The 21,140-nt window shown below is 41.8% G+C and carries 17 protein-coding genes; 11 read left to right on the forward strand and 6 right to left on the reverse strand.

The features are described from left to right. Positions 1-80: 80 nt before the first annotated feature. On the forward strand, positions 81-2,930 hold the full coding sequence (glnE, locus tag A1QC_RS08595; protein WP_017024935.1) for a bifunctional [glutamate--ammonia ligase]-adenylyl-L-tyrosine phosphorylase/[glutamate--ammonia-ligase] adenylyltransferase: 2,850 nt from the start codon (positions 81-83) through the stop codon (positions 2,928-2,930). A gap of 99 nt (positions 2,931-3,029) precedes the next feature. Next, positions 3,030-4,460, forward strand: coding sequence for a bifunctional D-glycero-beta-D-manno-heptose-7-phosphate kinase/D-glycero-beta-D-manno-heptose 1-phosphate adenylyltransferase HldE (hldE, locus tag A1QC_RS08600; RefSeq protein ID WP_017024936.1), 1,431 nt, complete (start codon positions 3,030-3,032; stop codon positions 4,458-4,460). A gap of 138 nt (positions 4,461-4,598) precedes the next feature. Here the strand turns inward: hldE and tolC are convergent, their stop codons facing one another. Continuing rightward, the gene (tolC, locus tag A1QC_RS08605) at positions 4,599-5,939 is read right to left on the reverse strand and encodes an outer membrane channel protein TolC (RefSeq protein WP_017024937.1); all 1,341 of its coding nucleotides are present in this window, start codon (positions 5,937-5,939) and stop codon (positions 4,599-4,601) included. Positions 5,940-6,167: 228 nt separating this feature from the next. On the opposite strand from tolC, the gene nudF reads away from it, so the two are divergent. The 6 genes from nudF (at position 6,168) to parC (ending at position 13,147) form a co-directional block, all read left to right on the forward strand. Next, on the forward strand, positions 6,168-6,803 hold the full coding sequence (gene nudF, locus A1QC_RS08610; protein WP_017024938.1) for an ADP-ribose diphosphatase: 636 nt from the start codon (positions 6,168-6,170) through the stop codon (positions 6,801-6,803). Between the two features lie 16 nt (positions 6,804-6,819). Then, entirely contained in the window at positions 6,820-7,242 is a 423-nt protein-coding gene (locus A1QC_RS08615) for a DUF1249 family protein (RefSeq protein WP_017024939.1), read from the forward strand. Between the two features lie 59 nt (positions 7,243-7,301). Beyond that, entirely contained in the window at positions 7,302-8,117 is an 816-nt protein-coding gene (cpdA, locus tag A1QC_RS08620) for a 3',5'-cyclic-AMP phosphodiesterase (protein ID WP_026025797.1), read from the forward strand. Between the two features lie 57 nt (positions 8,118-8,174). Further along, positions 8,175-8,744, forward strand: a complete 570-nt coding sequence (gene yqiA / locus A1QC_RS08625) for an esterase YqiA (RefSeq protein ID WP_017024941.1) — start codon at positions 8,175-8,177, stop codon at positions 8,742-8,744. Between the two features lie 197 nt (positions 8,745-8,941). Further along, positions 8,942-10,828, forward strand: a complete 1,887-nt coding sequence (parE, locus tag A1QC_RS08630) for a DNA topoisomerase IV subunit B (RefSeq protein ID WP_017024942.1) — start codon at positions 8,942-8,944, stop codon at positions 10,826-10,828. A 42-nt stretch (positions 10,829-10,870) separates the two neighbouring features. Further along, positions 10,871-13,147, forward strand: a complete 2,277-nt coding sequence (parC, locus tag A1QC_RS08635; RefSeq protein WP_017024943.1) for a DNA topoisomerase IV subunit A — start codon at positions 10,871-10,873, stop codon at positions 13,145-13,147. Positions 13,148-13,243: 96 nt separating this feature from the next. On the opposite strand, the gene A1QC_RS08640 is transcribed toward parC, so the two are convergent. The 5 genes from A1QC_RS08640 to zapG all read right to left on the reverse strand — a co-directional run bounded on the left by A1QC_RS08640 (position 13,244) and on the right by zapG (position 18,133). After that, positions 13,244-13,774: a cytochrome b gene (locus A1QC_RS08640; protein WP_017024944.1), complete on the reverse strand. Its 531-nt coding sequence runs from the start codon at positions 13,772-13,774 to the stop codon at positions 13,244-13,246. A 213-nt stretch (positions 13,775-13,987) separates the two neighbouring features. Next, positions 13,988-14,863 (reverse strand): DMT family transporter, encoded by an 876-nt coding sequence (locus tag A1QC_RS08645; protein ID WP_017024945.1) that lies wholly within the window; start codon positions 14,861-14,863, stop codon positions 13,988-13,990. A 78-nt stretch (positions 14,864-14,941) separates the two neighbouring features. Next, the gene (gene degS, locus A1QC_RS08650) at positions 14,942-16,006 is read right to left on the reverse strand and encodes an outer membrane-stress sensor serine endopeptidase DegS (protein WP_017024946.1); all 1,065 of its coding nucleotides are present in this window, start codon (positions 16,004-16,006) and stop codon (positions 14,942-14,944) included. A gap of 237 nt (positions 16,007-16,243) precedes the next feature. Beyond that, positions 16,244-17,617 carry a Do family serine endopeptidase gene (locus A1QC_RS08655; RefSeq protein WP_017024947.1) on the reverse strand — a complete coding sequence of 458 codons (1,374 nt, stop codon included), beginning with the start codon at positions 17,615-17,617 and terminating at the stop codon, positions 16,244-16,246. 75 nt (positions 17,618-17,692) lie between these two features. After that, positions 17,693-18,133, reverse strand: coding sequence for a Z-ring associated protein ZapG (gene zapG, locus A1QC_RS08660; protein ID WP_017024948.1), 441 nt, complete (start codon positions 18,131-18,133; stop codon positions 17,693-17,695). A 166-nt stretch (positions 18,134-18,299) separates the two neighbouring features. On the opposite strand from zapG, the gene zapE reads away from it, so the two are divergent. The 3 genes from zapE to rpsI all read left to right on the forward strand — a co-directional run bounded on the left by zapE (position 18,300) and on the right by rpsI (position 20,590). Next, on the forward strand, positions 18,300-19,400 hold the full coding sequence (zapE, locus tag A1QC_RS08665) for a cell division protein ZapE (protein ID WP_026025798.1): 1,101 nt from the start codon (positions 18,300-18,302) through the stop codon (positions 19,398-19,400). A 353-nt stretch (positions 19,401-19,753) separates the two neighbouring features. Further along, positions 19,754-20,182: a 50S ribosomal protein L13 gene (rplM, locus tag A1QC_RS08670; RefSeq protein WP_017024950.1), complete on the forward strand. Its 429-nt coding sequence runs from the start codon at positions 19,754-19,756 to the stop codon at positions 20,180-20,182. 15 nt (positions 20,183-20,197) lie between these two features. Further along, positions 20,198-20,590, forward strand: a complete 393-nt coding sequence (gene rpsI, locus A1QC_RS08675) for a 30S ribosomal protein S9 (protein ID WP_017024951.1) — start codon at positions 20,198-20,200, stop codon at positions 20,588-20,590. The last annotated feature ends 550 nt before the right edge of the window (positions 20,591-21,140 follow it).

Genomic DNA, 21,140 nt, shown 5'->3' on the forward strand with positions numbered 1-21,140 from the left:
TTACTATCGATATGTTTTGCTAAAGAAAGTTAATTCTGATTTGCAGTAATAATGGACGATTAAGGAAGCAAGGGATCACTATGACGCTACCAAGCCAGTTACAAGCACATTCTCAAATTGAATGGAACAAGTTGCTTGAACGATATAGCCACGAATTGGAACAATGGCCTGATGAATTGCGCCGTCAGCTTAGTGTGGTATTGGGGCTGAGTGATTTTATTGCTGAATCCTTGTTGTGCGATGAGCAGCTTGTGAGGCAACTGCCACTCTTATTATCGGTAGAACATCGCGCAGATTCTTATCGAAAAGAGTTATTAGAACGCCTTTCTGCGTGTGTTAATGAGGCGGAATTATTGCATCAATTGCGATTGTTTCGTCGTCAAGAAATGACCGTGATTGCTTGGCGTGATTTTCTTCACCTATGGTCATTAGAAGAAAGTTTACGCCATTTGTCTCAACTGGCTGAAGCCATGATTGTAGAGTCATATCAATGGCAATATAAAGCGTGTTGTGAAGAGTGGGGCACCCCATGTAATGCCCAAGGTGAAGCGCAACCTATGCTTATTATTGGTATGGGAAAGCTCGGTGGTGGGGAGCTTAACTTCTCATCCGACATTGATTTGATTTTTACTTATCCTGAAAATGGTGAAACACAAGGCAAGCGTCGGAATTTAGATAATGCGCAGTTTTTTACTCGTTTAGGTCAGCGGATCATCAAAGCTTTAGATCAAGCAACGTTTGATGGCTTTTGTTATCGAGTTGATATGCGTCTTCGCCCTTTTGGTGAAAGTGGCCCATTGGTGATGAGTTACGCAGCGCTTGAAGATTATTATCAAGAACAAGGCCGAGATTGGGAACGTTATGCCATGGTGAAAGCTCGGGTCATGGGGTGTGAAATGTACCCTGAATACCAAGAGCTTCGCCAAATGTTGCGCCCTTTTGTATTCCGACGTTATATCGACTTTAGTGCGATTCAATCATTGCGCCGCATGAAATCAATGATCAGCTCTGAAGTGAGACGTCGAGGATTAACCAACAATATTAAATTGGGCGCTGGTGGTATTCGAGAGATTGAATTTATTGTTCAGGTTTTTCAATTAATTCGTGGCGGCCGAGAACCGAGTTTGCAAGGCCGAGGTCTACTAGAAACGCTGCAAGCGATTAACGATCTTACCTTACTTGAAAGTGAAGAAGTCGATACCTTGCGTCAGGCTTACCTTTTTTTAAGGAAGCTAGAAAACTTACTGCAAGCCATCGGAGATAAACAAACTCAAACCTTGCCGGATGATTCAATTGATCAACAGCGCCTTGCTTATGCCATGTCTTTTGACTGTTGGGCGGATTTGAAATCAGCTACTTTCGAAAAAATGACGCAAGTACACCTTGTTTTTAACGATTTAATTGGTGAAGAGGAAGTACCGGAAGATGCGGTTGCCTCTCATTATATTGAACTTTGGGATATGGCCACTCAAGTGGATGTATTGACCTCTATTTTAGAACAAGATGTTCAAGTACAAAACGCTGAGCAGTTAGCGGGCGTGATTGTTCAATTTAAGCAAGACTTAGCCAAGAAGACTTTAGGGCCTAGAGGACGTGAAGTGCTCGTGCGCTTAATGCCAAAGGTCTTTGATGCGATCTTTTCTCATAAAGATGCACAATTTGGTCTATCTCGGGTGCTTCACTTACTCAACAATATCGTGACCCGAACGACGTACTTAGAGTTATTAGAAGAACACCCTGGGGCGCTTAAGCAATTAGTTCGCCTATGCACTGCTAGTCCAATGATCTCTGAGAAATTGGGTCGTTACCCCATTTTATTAGATGAGCTTATCGATCCTCAGCAATTATACAATCCTATTGGCTTAACTGATTATCGTTCTGAATTACGAGATTTCCTTGCCCGTATTCCAGAAGATGACATGGAACAGCAAATGGAAGCCTTGCGCCAATTTAAACAAATTTGTTTGTTACGGATTGCCGCTGCTGATATCGCAGGTGTACTGCCGGTAATGAAAGTCAGCGACCATTTAACCTATTTAGCCGAAGCGATTGTAGATGCGGTTGTGTCGCAAGCTTGGCTACAATTAACTGAAAAATATGGTGAGCCAACCCATTTAAAAGAAAGAAATGGTAAAGGTTTTGCGGTTATCGGTTATGGAAAAGTGGGCGGGTGGGAGCTTGGTTATAATTCAGATTTGGATGTGGTGTTTATGCATGACTGCCCAAAGAATGTGTATACCGACGGCAAAAAAGAAATTGATGGTTGTCAGTTCTACCTACGTTTAGCGCAACGCATCGTGCATATTTTCTCAACCAGAACCCCATCCGGTATTTTGTATGATATTGATACACGCTTGCGTCCTTCTGGTATTTCAGGGTTACTCGCTTGCGCTGCAGATTCCTTTGAAGAGTATCAATTGAGCGAGGCGTGGACGTGGGAACATCAAGCACTCGTCAGGGCTCGTTTAATTTATGGCGATGAACCTTTAACACAAGCGTTTAAAGCCACACGTGAAAAAATCTTAACCCAAGTCCGTGAGCCGAATAAGCTCAAGCAAGAGGTGTCGGAGATGCGTGAAAAAATGCGTGAACATTTAAGCGAGAAAAAATCTGGTCGCTTTATGTTAAAACAAGACAAAGGCGGGATAACGGATATCGAATTTTTAGTTCAATATATCGTGTTGCAACATAGCCATGACAATGCACCATTAACCGTATGGTCTGATAATGTTCGCATTTTAGAAAACTGTGCTGAGCAAGGGTTGATGAGTGCGCAAGATGCGCAAAATTTGATTGATGCGTATACTTGCTTGCGAGATGAAATCCACCACCGAAATTTACTTAACTTGGATGCGGATGTCGATGAGTCACGTTTTATTGAACATCGTCAATGCATTCAGCAGCAATGGCAGCAATGGTTTAGAGTGTAGAATTTCTACCTAAACGGAGGCTGTGGTATTATCACGGCCAATTGTTGATTGGCTAATTGTTGAATAAAGCTTAGAAAACCTGAGCTTGCGGAGAACAGTATGAAACCTATTTTGCCTGATTATGCACAATCTGGTGTATTGATTGTTGGTGATGTGATGTTGGATCGTTATTGGTACGGACCCACAGGGCGAATTTCACCTGAAGCCCCAGTGCCTGTTGTTAAAATTGAAAACAACGAAGAAAGACCAGGTGGTGCAGCAAACGTGGCAATGAATATTGCCGCATTAGGTGGTAATGCGAAATTGATTGGTTTAACCGGTGATGATGAGCCTGCTAAGGTTTTGAATGAGAAACTGTCTTCTCTGAATGTCACCTGTGATTTCGTCTCTGTCCCTGAATTACCGACCATCACAAAGTTGCGTGTCATGAGCCGTGGTCAACAGTTGATACGTTTAGATTTTGAAGACAGCTTTGAAGAGGTCGACTCAGCATTAATTCTTGAACGTATGGAGCAATACCTGCCCACTGTGAAGTCATTGATCTTGTCGGATTATGGTAAAGGCGCATTAGAAGATGTTCAAACCATGATCCAACGAGCCAAAGCCGCTAAGGTTCCAGTCTTTATTGATCCTAAAGGCGCGGATTTTGAACGCTACCGAGGTGCGACATTATTGACGCCAAATTTATCTGAATTTGAAATGGTGGTGGGTAAAACCAAGAATGAGCAAGATCTGGTTGAAAAAGGTTTTGCTTTGATTGAGAAGTTTGACTTCGAAGCTTTACTGGTTACTCGAAGTGAACATGGTATGACGCTACTTTGTCGTGGCGAAGAACCATTCCATTTACCTACTCAAGCACAAGAAGTGTTTGATGTTACTGGTGCCGGTGATACGGTCATTTCGGTTTTGGCAGCATCGGTTGCCGCGGGTAAGAATTTAAAAGAATCGTGCGCATTAGCGAATGCTGCTGCTGGCGTTGTCGTGGGTAAATTGGGTACATCAACCTTGTCGACCATTGAACTTGCAGAAGCCATTCATGGTAGTAAAGATACCGATTATGGTGTGATCAGTGAGTCCGCGTTAATCGAAGCAGTTAAACGAGCTCGAGCTCGTGGAGAGAAAGTGGTCATGACTAATGGTTGCTTTGATATTTTGCACGCAGGCCATGTGTCATACCTGAATCACGCGGCAGAATTAGGCGATCGCTTGATTGTCGCGGTAAACACCGATGCATCAGTGAAGCGCTTAAAAGGCCCTGGTCGTCCTGTAAACCCAACGGATCGCCGTATGGCGGTATTAGCGGGCTTAGGCGCGGTAGATTGGGTGGTACCATTTAGCGAAGATACCCCGCAGCGATTAATTTCGGAAGTGTTGCCAAGTTTGTTAGTGAAAGGCGGCGATTATAAACCAGAAGAGATTGCTGGTGGTGTGGAAGTGATTGCAGCGGGTGGTGAAGTCAAAGTCCTGAATTTTGAAGATGGCTGTTCGACATCAGAAATCATCAATGCCATCAAAGGTGGTAAGGGATAACAACCCCTTTATATGGTTTTTAGTTTAAAAAAAACGCCACTTCAATGAAGTGGCGTTTTTATATCTATCGTGCTTGGATGGTGTGAATAGAAAAATGTAATTATAAAACGATCATCATTGTTCAATTTATTTGTGTAATTACTTTGTCGAAACCAAACCAGCATTAATATCCAAAATATCTTGCTCGCTCAATGTACCCACAGCTTGCTTTAATTGAAGAACACTTAGAATATAGTTATAACGAGCATCTGAAAGATTACGGTTTGCATCGTATAAGCTACGGGTTGAATCTAATACATCAACAATAGTACGAGTACCCACTTCATAGCCGGCTTCAGTTGCTTCTAATGCTGATTTAGCTGAAATAACCGACTGTTGGTAAGCTCGAATGGTACCAATCGATGCGTTAATATTGTTGTAGTAAGCGCGTACATTCTTCACTACACCACGATAAGTTGCTTCTAGTTGTTGGCTAGCAGAAACATATTGATACTCAGCAGTTTTGACGTCTGCGCTTGTACTACCACCCTGGTAAAGAGGAACCACTAAGTTAATACCAACATTATAATCATTGCTTTTATAATTATTGAGACTTGAGTGATCATTGTGAGCATCAACATCAGAATATTGGTAACCAGCATCAAGAGTTAATGATGGTGTATAACCAGAATTAGCCAGTGATATGTTGCTTTTGGCTATATCTTGAGCAATTCGAGCGGTAAGTAAATCTAAGTTTTTCTGTTGAGCTTCATCTACCAATGAATTTTGCGTCGTTTGAGGTTTGTTAGCAGAGAAGCGTTTAGTATCTAATACTCTTAAATCTTTATTGTCTTGACCTGTGATCTCACGTAAAGCTTCATAGCTATTAGTAAGGTCATTTTGAGCTAAGATTTCATCGGCTAAAACGCTATCATATTGTGCTTGGGCATCATGAACATCAGTAATTGCAGACAGACCAACCTCAAAACGCTGTTTGGTTTGCTCTAATTGGCGACCAACAGCTTTCTTTTCTGCACTAACAAAACTAAGGTTATCTTGAGCTTGAAGTACACCAAAGTAAGCTTGAGATACTCTTAGTATTAAGTCTTGCTGTTGAGCAGCATATGCAGAATCTTGTTGACGAGCATTCTGCTCTGCAATATCTAAGTTTACCCAACTATCGCGCTGATAAAGTTGTTGAGAGAAATCTAAGCCAGCGGTGAAATTGTTATTTTCATCTAGGTATGCACTAGGGCGACCGCTGTCATGAGAGTCAATATTGCGGGTAATATTGTAGCCTGCAGTTAAATTAATTTGCGGTAAAAGTACGCCACGGGTGGAATCAATAGATTCAAAAGCAGCATCACGATCAGCTTTTGAGCTAAGTAATTGAGGATCGTTTTCTTTTGCTTGGTTATAAATCTCTGCTAGATCATCAGCATGTGCAAGGTGAGCACCACCAAGGGTGAGGCTAACGAAAAGAGGAAGCAGTTTTTTCATGGTTCTTTTCCCGCTTATAATATAAATAGACAATATGGTTTAGATTGTAACCTAAGTAGCTAAAATGTTGTGCAAAGTTTTACACTAATTTACCACTTACTATACGCCTGGGTAATAAAAGAACAAAAAACTAAAAAAAAATCAATATTACTCAAATTTTTTTATACCAAAGCTTGTTGATTTCAATCTATCGTGATTAGATCCGCGGTCTTATAAAGGATAGGCATTATGGAACGATTTCATACGTTAAAGGCAAAGTTTCAACCGCAAGATGTCGTGATTGAAAAAAAAGAAGACCTGTTTAATGGCTTTTTTAAAATGGTGAAATATACCTTTCGACACCGTATGTTTTCTGGTGGTTGGAGTAAACCTGTTGAAAGAGAAATGTTCGACAGAGGCCATGCCTCAGCTTTACTGGCGTATGATCCTGTTACTGATGAAGTTGTATTAATCGAGCAAATACGAGTTGGTGCGTTAGAGCATAAATCACCTTGGCAATTGGAAATTATTGCCGGAATGAATGATGAAGGAGAGCTACCGGAAGAGGTGGTTCGTCGTGAGGCTCAAGAAGAAGCGGGTATTGATGTGACTCATATTGAACACATCACACATTATTACCCTTCATCAGGAGCGTGTTCAGAAACTCTTGATGTGTTTGTTGGCAAAGTCGATGCTTCTACGGCAACTGGTGTACATGGAGTAGAGGATGAAAATGAAGACATTCAAGTTCATGTCATAAATCGTGCGTATGCTTATCAACTGGTCAGTTCTGGTGAGATTGAAAACGGTGCGACTATCATTGCATTGCTATGGTTAGAATTGCATCATCAAGAATTAAAAGAGCGCTGGTCGCAAAATCAATAAACGATTAAGGCAGTAAATGCAAAAGACATATCATGTAGATTTAGCGGGTTTAATGCGGATCTATGAAACAAATTACGCCAAAATGAACGCCTTGATACCGATGGAGCCGAGTGTCGGCCAAACGCGTTCGTATCAAGTGTCAGATATGTCTTATCAACTTGAAATTAAAGAAGTTACTCGTTACACCACCTTGGTCGATGTTTGTCAGTGTGATGTTCGTCCAGTATTTCCACTTCCAAGGATGCTGGTGCGCCTTTATCACGATGCCCGAGTTGCGGAAGTGTGTTCTAGCGAGCAGATTTCTAGGGTAAAGCCAAGATATGATTACCCTAATAAAAAAATGATGCAAAAGGATGAAAAATTTCAGCTAAACCAATTTTTGGGTGAATGGCTGAGTTTTTGTTTAAGGCATGGAATTAGCCGCACACCTATTTATTAATAATTGACTACGTGTATAAGCGTAAACATTTGAGTCTATTAGCATTGAAAACGAATGATATAAAGATTATTGAGCCGAACCTAGATGATGTGACGTTAGTTCAGATCACTGATACGCATCTATTTTCAGATTCGGATGGTGAGCTACTTGGTGTTAATACATTAAGCAGCTTCTCTGCTGTTGTTAATGACGTTCTGGAAAGTGGGCTAGAGTATCATTCCGTCATCATGACCGGTGATGTTTCTCAGGATCATACGGATGCATCTTATTCTCGCTTTGAGCAAGGTATTCTTCCATTAAAGAAGAATTGTTATTGGTTACCGGGCAATCATGACTATAAACCAAGCATGCGCAGCATCTACCCTTCCACGCAAATCCAAGAGGATACTTACTTACAAGTGGGCAAATCTTGGCAAGTGATATTACTTGATAGCCAAGCTGAGGGCAGCCCTCATGGCTTTCTATCTCAGCAACAATTAGAGTATTTAGATTCGACATTACAGCAGTATCCAGAGCGCTTTACGTTAGTATTACTTCATCATCATCCGTTACTAGTTGGAAGCCAATGGTTAGATAAGCATTGTTTGCACAATAGTGAGGTTTTTTGGCAAGTTATTGAGCAGCACCAAAATGTCAAAGGCGTATTATGTGGGCATGTACATCAAGATTTTCATCAAGTACATCTTGGAGTAGAAGTGTTCACTAGCCCATCAACCTGTATTCAATTTAAGCCTAATTCTAGTGATTTTGCTTTAGATAAAGTGTCCCCAGGTTGGCGTTCTTTAACTTTAAAATCTGATGGTTCAATTGCCACTCAACTACATCGCTTAACAGGAGAGCAATTTTTACCGGATTTTGATGCGCAAGGGTATTAATTCACTCTACAATAACGCCACTTTTATTTTGAGGAGTTCGTTGTGTCAAAACCGTCAATGTTGCTGTACCTACATGGCTTTAATAGCTCTCCGCTTTCACATAAAGCTGACGTGATGCGTCAATACTGTCAACTGCACCGTCCAGATATTAAGCTTGAAATACCTCAATTGCCCTCTTTTCCTATGCAAGCGGCCGAGTTTTTAGACGATATTGTCAATCGTTATCAAAGTGATTACCAAATTGGCTTAGTCGGAAGTTCTTTAGGTGGGTATTTGTCTACCTGGTTAAATCATCAATACGGTTTTCGCGCAGTCTTAGTCAACCCAGCCGTGAAACCATTTGAGTTGCTACAAGACTTCCTTGGGCCTCAAACCAATCCTTACACTTTGCAAGATTACGTGTTACAAGAAGAGCATATTCAAGAGTTAAAATCATTGGAAGTTCTAACCTTGTCATCACCGGAAAGCTTTTGGTTACTGCAGCAAATGGGCGACGAGGTGTTAGATTATCGGCAGGCGGTAAGTAAGTATCAACTCAGCCAGTCAACGGTTGAACCTGATGGAGATCACAGCTTTGTCGGTTTTGAACGCTATCCTCAACAGATTATTGAGTTTTTACAGTTGTAAGACGCTAGTTCTGTAATAAAATTTATTTTACAAATTATCTTTAATTATTAAATCCTTAATTTATCTATGGCTTAACTTGACATCAGGCTTAGGGATACCGAGTATGTTTCCCTATGTTGTTTTGAGAAAATGACGACGCCATAGGTTTTGTAGCGTGTATCAATAGCTACCATTAATTTTGAGTACATCTTTTTATTATGACTGAACAATATAATGCTGGTGCGATAGAGGTCCTCAATGGGCTTGAGCCGGTTCGCCGCCGCCCAGGAATGTATACCGACACGGTGCGCCCAAACCACTTGGCGCAAGAGGTTATCGATAACAGTGTCGATGAAGCTTTAGCGGGACATGCATCAAAAGTCCAAGTCATCTTACATGCCGATCAATCGATTGAAGTGAGCGATGATGGTCGAGGCATGCCGGTTGATATCCACCCTGAAGAGAAGATCTCCGGGGTAGAGCTGATTTTTTGTAAATTGCATGCAGGGGGGAAATTTTCAAATAAAAACTATCAATTCTCTGGCGGTTTGCATGGGGTTGGGATCTCGGTTGTTAATGCCTTATCCAAGCGTGTTGAAGTACAAATTAAGCGCGATGGCCAAGTGTATGATATCGCATTTGAAAACGGCAACAAGGTTTCAGAACTCGAAGTGACCGGTACATGTGGTCGTCGTAATACTGGTACCAGTGTGCATTTCTGGCCGGATACGTCGTACTTTGATTTTGGTAATTTTTCTGCTACTCGCTTAATCAATAACTTGCGAGCTAAAGCGGTGTTATGCCCCGGATTAGATGTTGAATTTATTGATAAAGTCAACGGAAATACTCACAAATGGCATTATGAAGACGGTTTAAAAGATTATCTAGTTGAAGGCGTGAAAGGTTTTCCTGTCTTGCCTGAAGAGCCGTTTACTGGTGAATTTATCGCGCAAACCGAAGCGGCTAATTGGGCGATCATTTGGTTACCTGAAGGCGGTGAGTTAATTACCGAAAGTTATGTCAACTTAATTCCGACCGCGCAAGGTGGTACGCACGTCAATGGTTTGCGCCAAGGTTTGCTTGACGCCATGCGTGAATTTTGTGAATTTAGAAACTTATTGCCGCGCGGTGTAAAACTGACCGGTGATGATATCTTTGACCGTTGTGCTTATGTGTTGTCGGTGAAGATGCAAGATCCTCAGTTTGCCGGACAAACCAAAGAGCGTTTATCGTCTCGCCAATCGGCAGCCTTTGTGTCTGGCGTGGTGAAAGATGCCTTTAGTTTGTGGCTCAATGAAAAACCACAAATCGCTGAATTATTAGCAGAATCTTGTATTGCCAATGCGCATCGTCGTATGCGTGCCAGTAAAAAAGTGGTACGTAAAAAAATCGCTTCAGGCCCAGCACTTCCGGGTAAGTTAACCGATTGTTCAGTGCAAGATCTTAGCCGAACCGAACTCTTTTTAGTGGAAGGGGATTCGGCGGGCGGTTCAGCTAAACAAGCCCGTGATCGTGAATTCCAAGCGATCATGCCATTGCGTGGTAAGATCTTGAATACGTGGGAAGTGTCATCGGATCAAGTCTTAGCTTCTGATGAAGTACATAACATTTCTATCGCGTTAGGGATTGACCCTGATACCGATAACCTAGACGGTTTGCGTTACGGTAAAGTGTGTATCCTTGCCGATGCCGACTCCGATGGTTTGCACATCGCCACCTTATTATGTGCGCTGTTTATGCGTCACTTTGAATCTTTAGTCCGTGCTGGACATGTGTATGTTGCGATGCCACCACTGTTTCGTATCGATTGCGGCAAAGAAGTGTTCTATGCGCTCGATGAAGGCGAAAAAGAAGGTATCTTGGAGCGTTTAAGTAATAAAAAAGCCAAAATAAACGTACAACGATTTAAAGGATTGGGTGAAATGAACCCACTTCAATTACGTGAAACCACCATGGACCCCAATACTCGTCGCTTAGTTCAGTTGACCATTGATGATGATGAACAAACCATCGAAATGATGGACATGTTATTAGGTAAAAAACGCGCGGAAGATCGTCGTAACTGGCTACAAGCCTACGGTGATAAAGCGGATGTTGAGTTATAACGCTTAATTGGTTAGTGAACGAGAATAAACAAGGTTAATGAAATGAGTTCTGAAATTACCTATGACGGCGTTGAACAGTTAGCCCTACGCAAATTTACCGAAGATGCGTATCTGAACTACTCAATGTACGTAATTATGGATCGTGCCCTTCCGTATGTTGGGGACGGTTTAAAACCGGTGCAACGTCGTATTATTTATGCGATGTCTGAACTGGGTTTATCAGCGGCAGCAAAATATAAAAAATCGGCCCGTACGGTCGGTGATGTGTTGGGTAAATACCACCCACATGGTGACTCGGCTTGTTATGAAGCGATGGTGTTAATGGCTCAGCCGTTTTCTTATCGTTATCCTTTGGTGGATGGTCAAGGTAACTGGGGGGCCCCCGATGATCCTAAGTCCTTCGCGGCAATGCGTTACACCGAAGCGAAATTATCTAAATTTGCCGAAGTTTTATTAGGCGAGTTAGGGCAAGGCACGGTGGAGTGGTCGCCAAACTTTGATGGCACCATGAAAGAGCCAAAAATGTTGCCGTCTCGTTTGCCGCATATTTTGCTCAATGGCATTACCGGTATTGCAGTAGGCATGGCGACTGATATTCCGCCACATAATGTGCGTGAAGTGGCCGATGCGACCATTCATTTGATTGATAATCCTAAAGCCGAATTGAGCGAAGTGATGAACTTTGTTAAAGGCCCCGATTATCCAACGGAAGCTGAAATTATCTCGGCTCCAAGTGATATTGAGAAAATTTATCGCAACGGTCGTGGCAGCATTAAAATGCGCGCAGTGTGGCACAAAGAAGGTTCAGATGTGGTGATCACTGCTTTGCCTCACCAAGTGTCTGGGGCAAAATTGATTGAGCAAATTGCCAATCAAATGCGCGCCAAAAAACTGCCAATGGTCGATGATCTACGTGATGAATCGGATCATGAAAATCCAACTCGTCTTGTGATTGTACCGCGTTCAAATCGTGTCGATTGCGATCAATTGATGAATCATTTATTTGCTTCAACCGATTTGGAAAAGAATTTCCGAGTCAATCTGAATATGATTGGTTTAGATAACCGTCCTGAAGTGAAGGGGTTAACTAAGATTTTATTAGAGTGGATCGAGTTCAGACGCACAACGGTTCGCCGTCGCCTGCAATATCGCTTGGACAAAATTTTAGATCGATTGCACATTTTAGAAGGTTTATTGATTGCTTACTTAAACCTTGATGAAGTGATTGAAATCATCCGTACGGAAGATGAGCCGAAAGATGTACTGATGGCGCGTTTTGGTATTACGGAAATCCAAGCCAATGCAATTTTAGATACTCGCTTGCGTAATCTTGCCAAATTAGAAGAGATGAAACTTCGTGGTGAGCAAGATGAGCTAGAAAAAGAGCGTAAAAAATTAGAGTTACTATTAGGTTCTGCGGCACGTCTTAATACGTTAATTAAGAAAGAGATCCAAGCCGACGCTGAAAAGTATGGTGATGATCGTCGTTCTCCATTAGTGGAGCGCGCCGAAGCGAAAGCCTTAACCGAACGTGATTTGATCCCAAGTGAGCCGATCACGGTAGTGCTATCTGAAAAAGGCTGGATCCGTCATGCGAAAGGCCACGATGTTGATTCGTCTACTTTGAACTATAAATCAGGTGATGCTTATTTGGCACATGCCCATGGTAAGAGTAATCAGCCAGCGGTGTTCTTAGGATCAGATGGACGAAGTTATTCATTAGAGTCGCATTCATTACCGTCTGCTCGCAGCCAAGGTGAGCCGATTACGGGTCGCCTAGGCATTGCAGAAGGCAGCCAAGTTCGTCAAGTGGTGATGGGGGAAGAAGATCAGTTATGGTTAATTGCTTCGGATGCTGGTTATGGCTTCGTGTGTAAAGGTAATGATTTACTATCGAAAAACCGCAGTGGTAAAGCGTTAATTAACTTGCCACAAGCAGCAGAAGTTTTGCCACCAAGCCCAGTTTCAGACATTGAAAAAGATGAGATCCTGGTTATCACCAATGAAGGGCGCATGCTGCTTTTCCCAATTAAGGATCTTCCTCAATTGAGTAAAGGCAAGGGCAATAAGATCATTAACATTCCTTCGGCAAAAGCGAAGGCGCGTGAAGAAGTGGTTTCTCAGTTGATCTCTATTCCGTATGGCGTAACGGTAACTTTGTATGCCGGCAAGCGTAAGCTCGGTTTGAAACCGATTGATTTGGATAACTTCCGTGGTGAGCGTGGTCGTCGTGGTGCTAAATTGCCAAGAGGCTTACAGCGAGTAACCAAAATTGAAGTGGAATCAGGAGCTCAAAGCAACGACGATGAAGCAGAATAATCTCTGATCTAGAAAAGCACTCCGTAATAAAAGCGCCACTTCAGTTTGAAGTGGCGCTTTTGTTTGTACTAATTTCGATTCAAAAACGAGAGTAAATTAACGGCCCAGCATACGAGATAACACACGATCTTTATCAATAACATGGTGCTTTATCGAAGCAGCAATGTGGATCAGCACAATGACCAGAACCGTAAAGGCCGCGTAGTGGTGAATGGTATTAAATGCCGACGCTAGCGCTGGGATTTTTTCTCCTGCAGAGATGACTTCTGCACCAAAGACACTCAAGTTACGCCCGCCTGCAATCGTCATCACGATGCCCGAGATAGGCATCAATACTGTCGAAAGTAACAAAAGATGGTGTATGCCTTTTGCAGCTTTATCTTGCCATGTTTGCTGAGCAGATAAGCTGGTAATAGGACCTTCTTTAAAGCGCCAAATGATTCGTAGAGTTGCGATGACAAACACGATCACACCTAAAGATTTATGAATTCCCATTAACTCGCCTTTGCTAGGGCCTTTAGGAATGTAATCAAAACTTAAACCAATACCTAATACGGTTAGAAAGGCTAATCCGGTTAACCAGTGAAACCAAATGGTTGGTGAAGACAGTTTATTGTTATTTTTCATATTATTGCTCATGTAATACAACAAATTTTTTGTGGTCTTATACTGAGCAAAAGGAAGGAGCATAGCAATAGGAACTAGGTAAAGTAATGTAAATATCAAATAAGAGTTTAAATATTGATTGGTATGGTTGATGTTTGTTTTCTGCGATCCGTCGTCTATTGGGATATTAAAAGCTAGCGAGTAATAAGCTTGGATTAAGGGAAGTTTAGATGCTTAAGTCCACATCACCAAAGTGGCGGCAATCGCGACTAAGAATAAGCCGAATCCATCTTTAATTTTCACCTTCTGTTTAAGCCAAAATACCGAGATGAGCATGGTGAAAAATATTTCCACCTGTCCAAGTGTTTTGACATAAGGTACGGCTTGTAAAGACATAGCGCTGAACCAACCAATCGAACCTATGCAGCTGGTGGCACTGGTAAGCAAGGTGAGTTTAGGCCGATGCCAAAGTGCACTTAGTGTCGATTTATCGGTGCAATAAATATAGGTCACGAGTAAAAGGGTTTGCAGGCTAATAACCAACAATAAAACCCAGCCAGCATTATAAGGAAAGGGTAGGTTCAAGGATAAGCTGGCTTCCCTTACCCACAGTGAAGTGAAAGCAAAAGCGCTACCACAGCACAACCCTAATGTGACAGTACTTATCGATAATCCTTTCCAACCATTGGTGCTGCTGAGCATAAATACGCCCACGCCGCCGATAAAAACCCCAATCCAGCCTAAAAAGGTTAATGTCGTACCAAAAAACAGCACCCCTAAAATAGCCGCAGCTAATGCCTCACTTTTAGCAAGGCCTGCGCCAATTGCATAGTTGTTGAGTTTAAATAATTGCACCATTAATGCGGTGGCTAAGATTTGCATTAAAGATGCAGCCACCACAAAAGCGACAAATCGAAAGGAAAAATGGGGGAGTTCTACAGGGTTAACGCTATATAAGAAAAGCAAATAAAGCGCAGCGATAGGGCTTGCCCAAAGAAAGCGAGATAAGGTTACGCCTAAGGTTTTTACTTCGCCAGAGAGTTTACTCTGAAAGGCATTTCTCCATGATTGCATGAAGGCGGCAAGCAAGGTAAAGAAAATCCATGTCATGCCGAATTCCTTTTATGGCAATAAACTGAGTTATCTGAAGATCAACAGTTTCTAGTTTCTAGTTTCTAGTCTCTATTCTTAATCTCTAGGGTCTTCTTCAATGGTGACCGGAAGCGTCAGTTTTTTGCCATCGCGCAAAATGTCAAAATCGACGGTAGTGCCGGGGCGAAATTCGGTGACCATTTCCATTACTGTTTGGCTATTAAGAATTTTATTGCCATTAATACTCACAATCACATCTTTCTCTTTTAGGCCGGCCTTTTTCGCAGGGCTATTCGGAGCCACACTTAAGACAATAATGCCACTGACATGGTCAATACCCAATAAACGAGCTGCAACCGCATTCATATCTTGTCCATCAATGCCGATATAGCCACGAATAACACGACCATCGGCAATGATTTTGGTCATAATTTTATTGGCAAGCGCATAAGGGATAGCGAAGGAGATGCCATAAGTTTCTAAATCGGTAGCTTGTTGGAAAGAAGCAGTATTAATGCCAATTAGTTCACCTCGAGTGTTAACTAGCGCGCCACCAGAGTTACCTTTGTTGATTGCTGCATCGGTTTGAATAAAGGCCTGTCGACCATCAGTACTGACCGATGAACGTCCAATGGCCGATATGATTCCAAATGTGGTGGTTTGGCCTAAGTTATAAGGGTTGCCAATAGCCAGAACAATGTCTCCGACTTTTGCTTTATAGCTGGTGTTTTGTGGTATCACAGGTAAGTTACCCATTTCGATCTTTAGTACCGCAATATCGGTTTGTTTATCTGAACCGACAAGTTGAGCGCTGGATACTCGTCCATCTTGCAAGGCGACGACGATTTGATCGGCCTGAGCCACCACATGAAAGTTGGTTATGATGTAGCCTTTATCGGAAACGATAACGCCAGAGCCTAATCCTTGAGTTTTGAGTTTTAAACGATCACCTTCAACATATTGTCGACTGTAAATATTAGCAACTGCAGGGCCTGCACGATGAACAGCATGGCTAAAAGAAACTTGTACATCATCAAGGTTTTTTGCTTTTTCGGACGGCGCTATTTGTAAAATGTCTTGGCGCAGAGAGGGTACTGCGATAAGAATAATCACAGCGGTTGCTAGGCCAATAAGGATAGGTCGAAGCAAAAATTTTAGCATGTTACCCTCAAGGTACGGAAAAAATAGAAGAGACAGAGACTTGCAAAGAATAGCATTGGTAAGAAAGCAAAGAAAAGAGAAGTTTCGTACGAAACTTCTCTTTTAATGTCGATACCAAGCTTTAGTGAACTTAAGATTGGTTATGCAATGTTGGTGTAACTAGTTAAGTGGTTGAATTTATTTGTTATGATAAATTTATTATTCAATTATGACTAACATGATTAAGTTCATAATTGATTATTTAACAACAAGATAAATCGTTCGATCGCCACGTTGAATGTTCAGCGCTAAGATATTTGTTTTATGTTCCAATACCTTCTTCATTTGCGCTAAATTTTTCACGCGAGTTCGGTTTACCCCAATAATAATATCATCTTGTTTTAACTGATAACTTTCCGCTGGCGAGCCTTTTGCAACGTCAGTTATTTTTATGCCAGAGATAGCATCGCTGCTGTTCGTATTGCTAAATTGAGCGCCTTCTAAGCCGGGGTGTAGTTCTTCTGCACTTGCTTGCAATTGCTGCATTTCACCCAAAGTGACATCGGCAGTAATCGCCTTGCCATCACGAAGCAAACCAAGTTCAACTTCTTTACCCGCTCCAATGGTGGCAATTTTAGCTCGTAGCTCTCCAAATGTGGCAATCTCTTTACCATTGATGGAGGTGATCACATCGCCTGCTTTTAAACCTGCTTTCTCTGCAGCACTGTCTGGCATGACTTGGCTAACAAACGCGCCTTTACTGCTGCTGTACCCCATCGCTTCTGCAAGATCTGGGGTGATTTCACCACCTTGAACACCTAAGATGCCACGCTTGACTTCGCCAAATTCAATGATTTGTTCAGTGAGGTTTTTCACCATATTGGATGGAATGGCAAAGCCTATACCGACGTTACCGCCATTTGGTCCTAAGATGGCGGTATTTATACCGACTAATTCACCATTGAGGTTTACGAGTGCACCACCTGAATTACCTGTATTTATTGCTGCATCGGTTTGAATGAAGTTTTCAAAGTTTTCAATATTTAAGCCACTACGACCTAACGCTGAAATAATGCCGGAGGTGACAGTTTGACCTAAGCCAAAAGGGTTACCAATCGCTACCGCAAAATCACCGACTCGTAAATGATCAGAATCGGCTAAAGTCGCCTGAGTCAGCCCCGATATTTTTTTGTCTAGCTTGATTAAGGCAATATCAGAAAGCTTATCGCCACCAATTAAGGTTGCGTTAAATTCTCGCTTGTCAGAAAGAGTGACTTGGATTTTATCTGCATCATTGATGACGTGATAATTCGTGACGATATAACCATTTTTGGCATCAATAATGACACCTGAACCTAATCCTTTAAATTGACGTTCTGGTAATGATTGTACTGGGATATCAGGGCCAAAGAAGTATCGAAATTGCTCTGGGATGGATTGAGCGTTGCTGGTTTTTTTTCCTTCAACGGAAACGGTAACCACTGCTGGGGTGACTTTTGCCAACATAGGGGCAAGGCTTGGCATTTCTTGTCCGTTAACGGAATTGGGAATAGTAGCTGATGCTGATACTGGGGTAAGAATAGCGCTGAGGCTTAAAGATACGGCACTCAGAACAAGCAAAGGTCCTTTCATTCTAAAACTCCTTTATTGTGTAACGGAGTTAAGACTAAGGAACCTTTGCAAAGTTCCTTGAATTTTTAGGTGATGTTACGACGCTTTATTTATTTCTGGTGAATTAAGAACGGTTTTCTTTTCTTCTTTTAATAAACCAGTTGCGCCATTAGCGTAGTCTTTGGGTTGAACTTCGGTCACTTCTTCTGTTTTACGAGGTTCATCAGACGGGGTCTCTGATGATTGAGTGACGAATGGGTTATCTTGCTTTGGTAAATCAGGTAATAAATCAGAAGAAGTTTGCGCCATATGCTGGTAAAGCTTCGTGTAGTTTTTACCTAAGGTATCAAGCATTTCAGCCGAATTGGAAAAGTGGTCAGACAGATCTTGTCTGTGTTGCTCTAATTCAAACTTAGTTGCTTCTAGTTCTTTTTGAATTTGTTTGTGCTTTTTGTATTCAGGCGTCATTAATCGGGCAATGATAATGCCAATGATCAGACCAATAACCAAACCTACTGCAGCATAAAGAAAAGCCATATTAGTTCCTTATCATTGTTTTTTAACACGTTTGTTCTAGCTTGTTATACATGTCGAATTTACATGGTACTATGACACCTCAGCTTGATAAAGCAAAAGGTGCCCTTGAAAGTTGCTAACCAGATCGGGCTATTTTTTCTTATTTATTCAAAAGTGGCATTGAATGATGACGCCTAAACAAAAGTATCAGCACGACATTGAACATTTGGGTTACCAACATGATCCAGCGCAACAGTTTGCCGTGGATAAGCTTGATCAACTCTACCACCAATTTCTTGAGTATGTATCAGTCCCGGAAGAAAAACCGAGTTTATTTGCGAAATGGTTGGGTCGAAGTCAATCAACACCTCCTCCTAAGGGGCTGTATTTTTGGGGGGGAGTGGGGAGAGGAAAAACCTACTTAATGGATTTGTTTTTCGATGCGCTGCCTTATGAAAAGAAATCCCGCATGCATTTCCATCGATTTATGCAACGTGTCCACGCTGAGCTAGCGACGTTGAATCATGTTAGTGATCCATTAGAAGTGGTGGCTGATCGATTCAAACAAGATGCTGATATTTTGTGTTTCGATGAGTTTTTCGTGTCAGATATCACCGATGCGATGATTTTAGGTACTTTATTTCAAGCGCTATTTGCAAGAGACGTAATCCTAGTTGCCACATCAAATATTCCACCTAAAAACCTTTATCGTAACGGCTTACAACGCGCTCGTTTTTTACCTGCGATCGAGTTGATTGAAAAAAACTGCATTGAAGTTAACGTTGATAGTGGCATTGATTACCGAATGAGAACGCTAGAGCAAGCGGAAATTTATCATTACCCATTGGATGAAAAAGCCAAGCAAAACCTTGATACTTATTATCAACAGCTAAGCCGCGATGAGTGCAAAGCGGTACAAATGATAGAGATTAATCATCGCGATCTTAGTGTGCAAGGTTCATGTGATGGTGTTCTTTATGCAACGTTTAGCCAGTTGTGTGAAAGCACTCGCAGTCAATCGGATTATATTGAGTTGTCTCGTTTGTACCATACGGTATTGTTATCTGACGTTAAGCAAATGAGCCGAGTGAATGATGATGCGGCAAGGCGTTTTATCGCTTTGGTTGATGAATTTTATGAGCGTAACGTGACTCTTATTATTTCCGCTGAAGTGGCTTTAGGTTCGTTGTACCTTAATGGGCAGCTTGAATTTGAATTTCAACGTTGTCAATCACGCCTAATTGAAATGCAAAGCTTGGAATACCTTGGTAATGAGCATTTGTCGTAAATAGATGTCATTTTAAAGGGTGGAACGTAGTCCTTTAAATCCTTAGCGTGGAGAAGGCTATTGTTGCTTTGCTGGCTATAGGTGCGACAACTTCGATTTCATTGGGTATATAAGGCAAAAAAAATGACTTTTTTACCGAAAGTAGATGCTTTTTAGCTCACTCTTCTCTATAATCCTGCGACCCACCGTTACTGCAGGCTCAATTTTTCTTCTATTTATAAGCAAGAATGAGTTGAAGCCGAGAGCACCAACGACTCGAAGGGGTGATGAATGGGACTCTTAGACAGTGGGAATAAGTACATTTGAGACTTGTTCCTTAAACTATGAATTTAAATTAAACGGGTATTATTAGCATGAAAACTTTCGTTGCTAAACCAGAAACTGTAAAACGCGACTGGTATGTTGTAGACGCTGAAGGCAAAACTCTTGGCCGTCTAGCAAGTGAAATTGCATCTCGCCTACGTGGCAAACATAAAGCTGAGTACACTCCTCACGTTGACACTGGTGATTACATCATCGTTGTAAACGCAGAGAAAGTAGCTGTTACAGGTAACAAAGCGAAGGGTAAAATCTATTACCGTCACTCTGAGTTCCCTGGTGGCCTAAAATCAATCTCTTTCGAGAAACTGATTGATAAGAAGCCAGAAATGGTTATTGAACTAGCTGTTAAAGGTATGCTACCACGTGGTCCTCTTGGCCGTGCTATGTACCGTAAGCTAAAAGTTTACGCTGGCGCTGAGCACAACCATGTTGCTCAACAACCACAAGTACTAGACATCTAACCGAGGATTATCGAAATGGCAGAGAATCAATACTACGGCACTGGCCGTCGCAAAAGCTCAGCTGCTCGTGTTTTCATGAAACCAGGCAGCGGCAACATCGTAATCAACAAGCGTGATCTAGACACCTACTTTGGTCGTCCAACTTCACGTATGGTTGTTAAACAACCTTTAGAACTTGTTGAAATGACTGAGACTGTAGACCTTTACATCACTGTTTCTGGTGGTGGTATTTCTGGTCAAGCTGGTGCGATCCGTCACGGTATCACACGCGCTCTTATGGAATACGATGAAACTCTACGTCCTGCGCTACGTGCAGCTGGCTATGTTACGCGTGACGCACGTTGCGTTGAACGTAAGAAAGTTGGTCTACGTAAAGCACGTCGTAAACCACAATTCTCTAAGCGTTAATTTTCTTTACAGAGTTTTCTCTGTACTGCAAATCAACGTCACCAGTATTCTGGTGTGTGGTTACAAAAGCTCGACTTCGGTCGGGCTTTTTTGTTTTTATCTCCATCATTTTGTAAAACAATATCCTCCTTTCTATTTTCATAATAAATTGAAATTAAGTGCTTACTTTTTCAATTAAATAATCCGCCTTTGTTGCATTTAAAAATACATGACGACGGAATATTCCTAGCGACAGATTTACTTTTTAGTGATTTTTCTTCTTCTCCATTCAAATGTCTTAAGATTTTTGATAGCTTTTGTGAGATCCCAAACAAATCTGGGTCACAATTGTTACGAAAAAGTAGCTTTGTCTTGTCTCTGTGTAGCGATTTATTTATCATTCGACCAGAATGTGCAGAAATATAAGCGTATAAATATAATTGGAAGCAATGAAGATTGGTTTGCCAAAAAAGATATGCACACTAGGAATGCTAAGGATTTGGTTATTCTTTTGTATTTAATTAAGTTAATACAGATCGAGCGGGAGAATGTTGGATGAGCAATGCGCCTA

The sequence above is a fragment of the Vibrio rumoiensis 1S-45 genome (assembly GCF_000286955.2).
Classification (GTDB): domain Bacteria; phylum Pseudomonadota; class Gammaproteobacteria; order Enterobacterales; family Vibrionaceae; genus Vibrio; species Vibrio rumoiensis_A.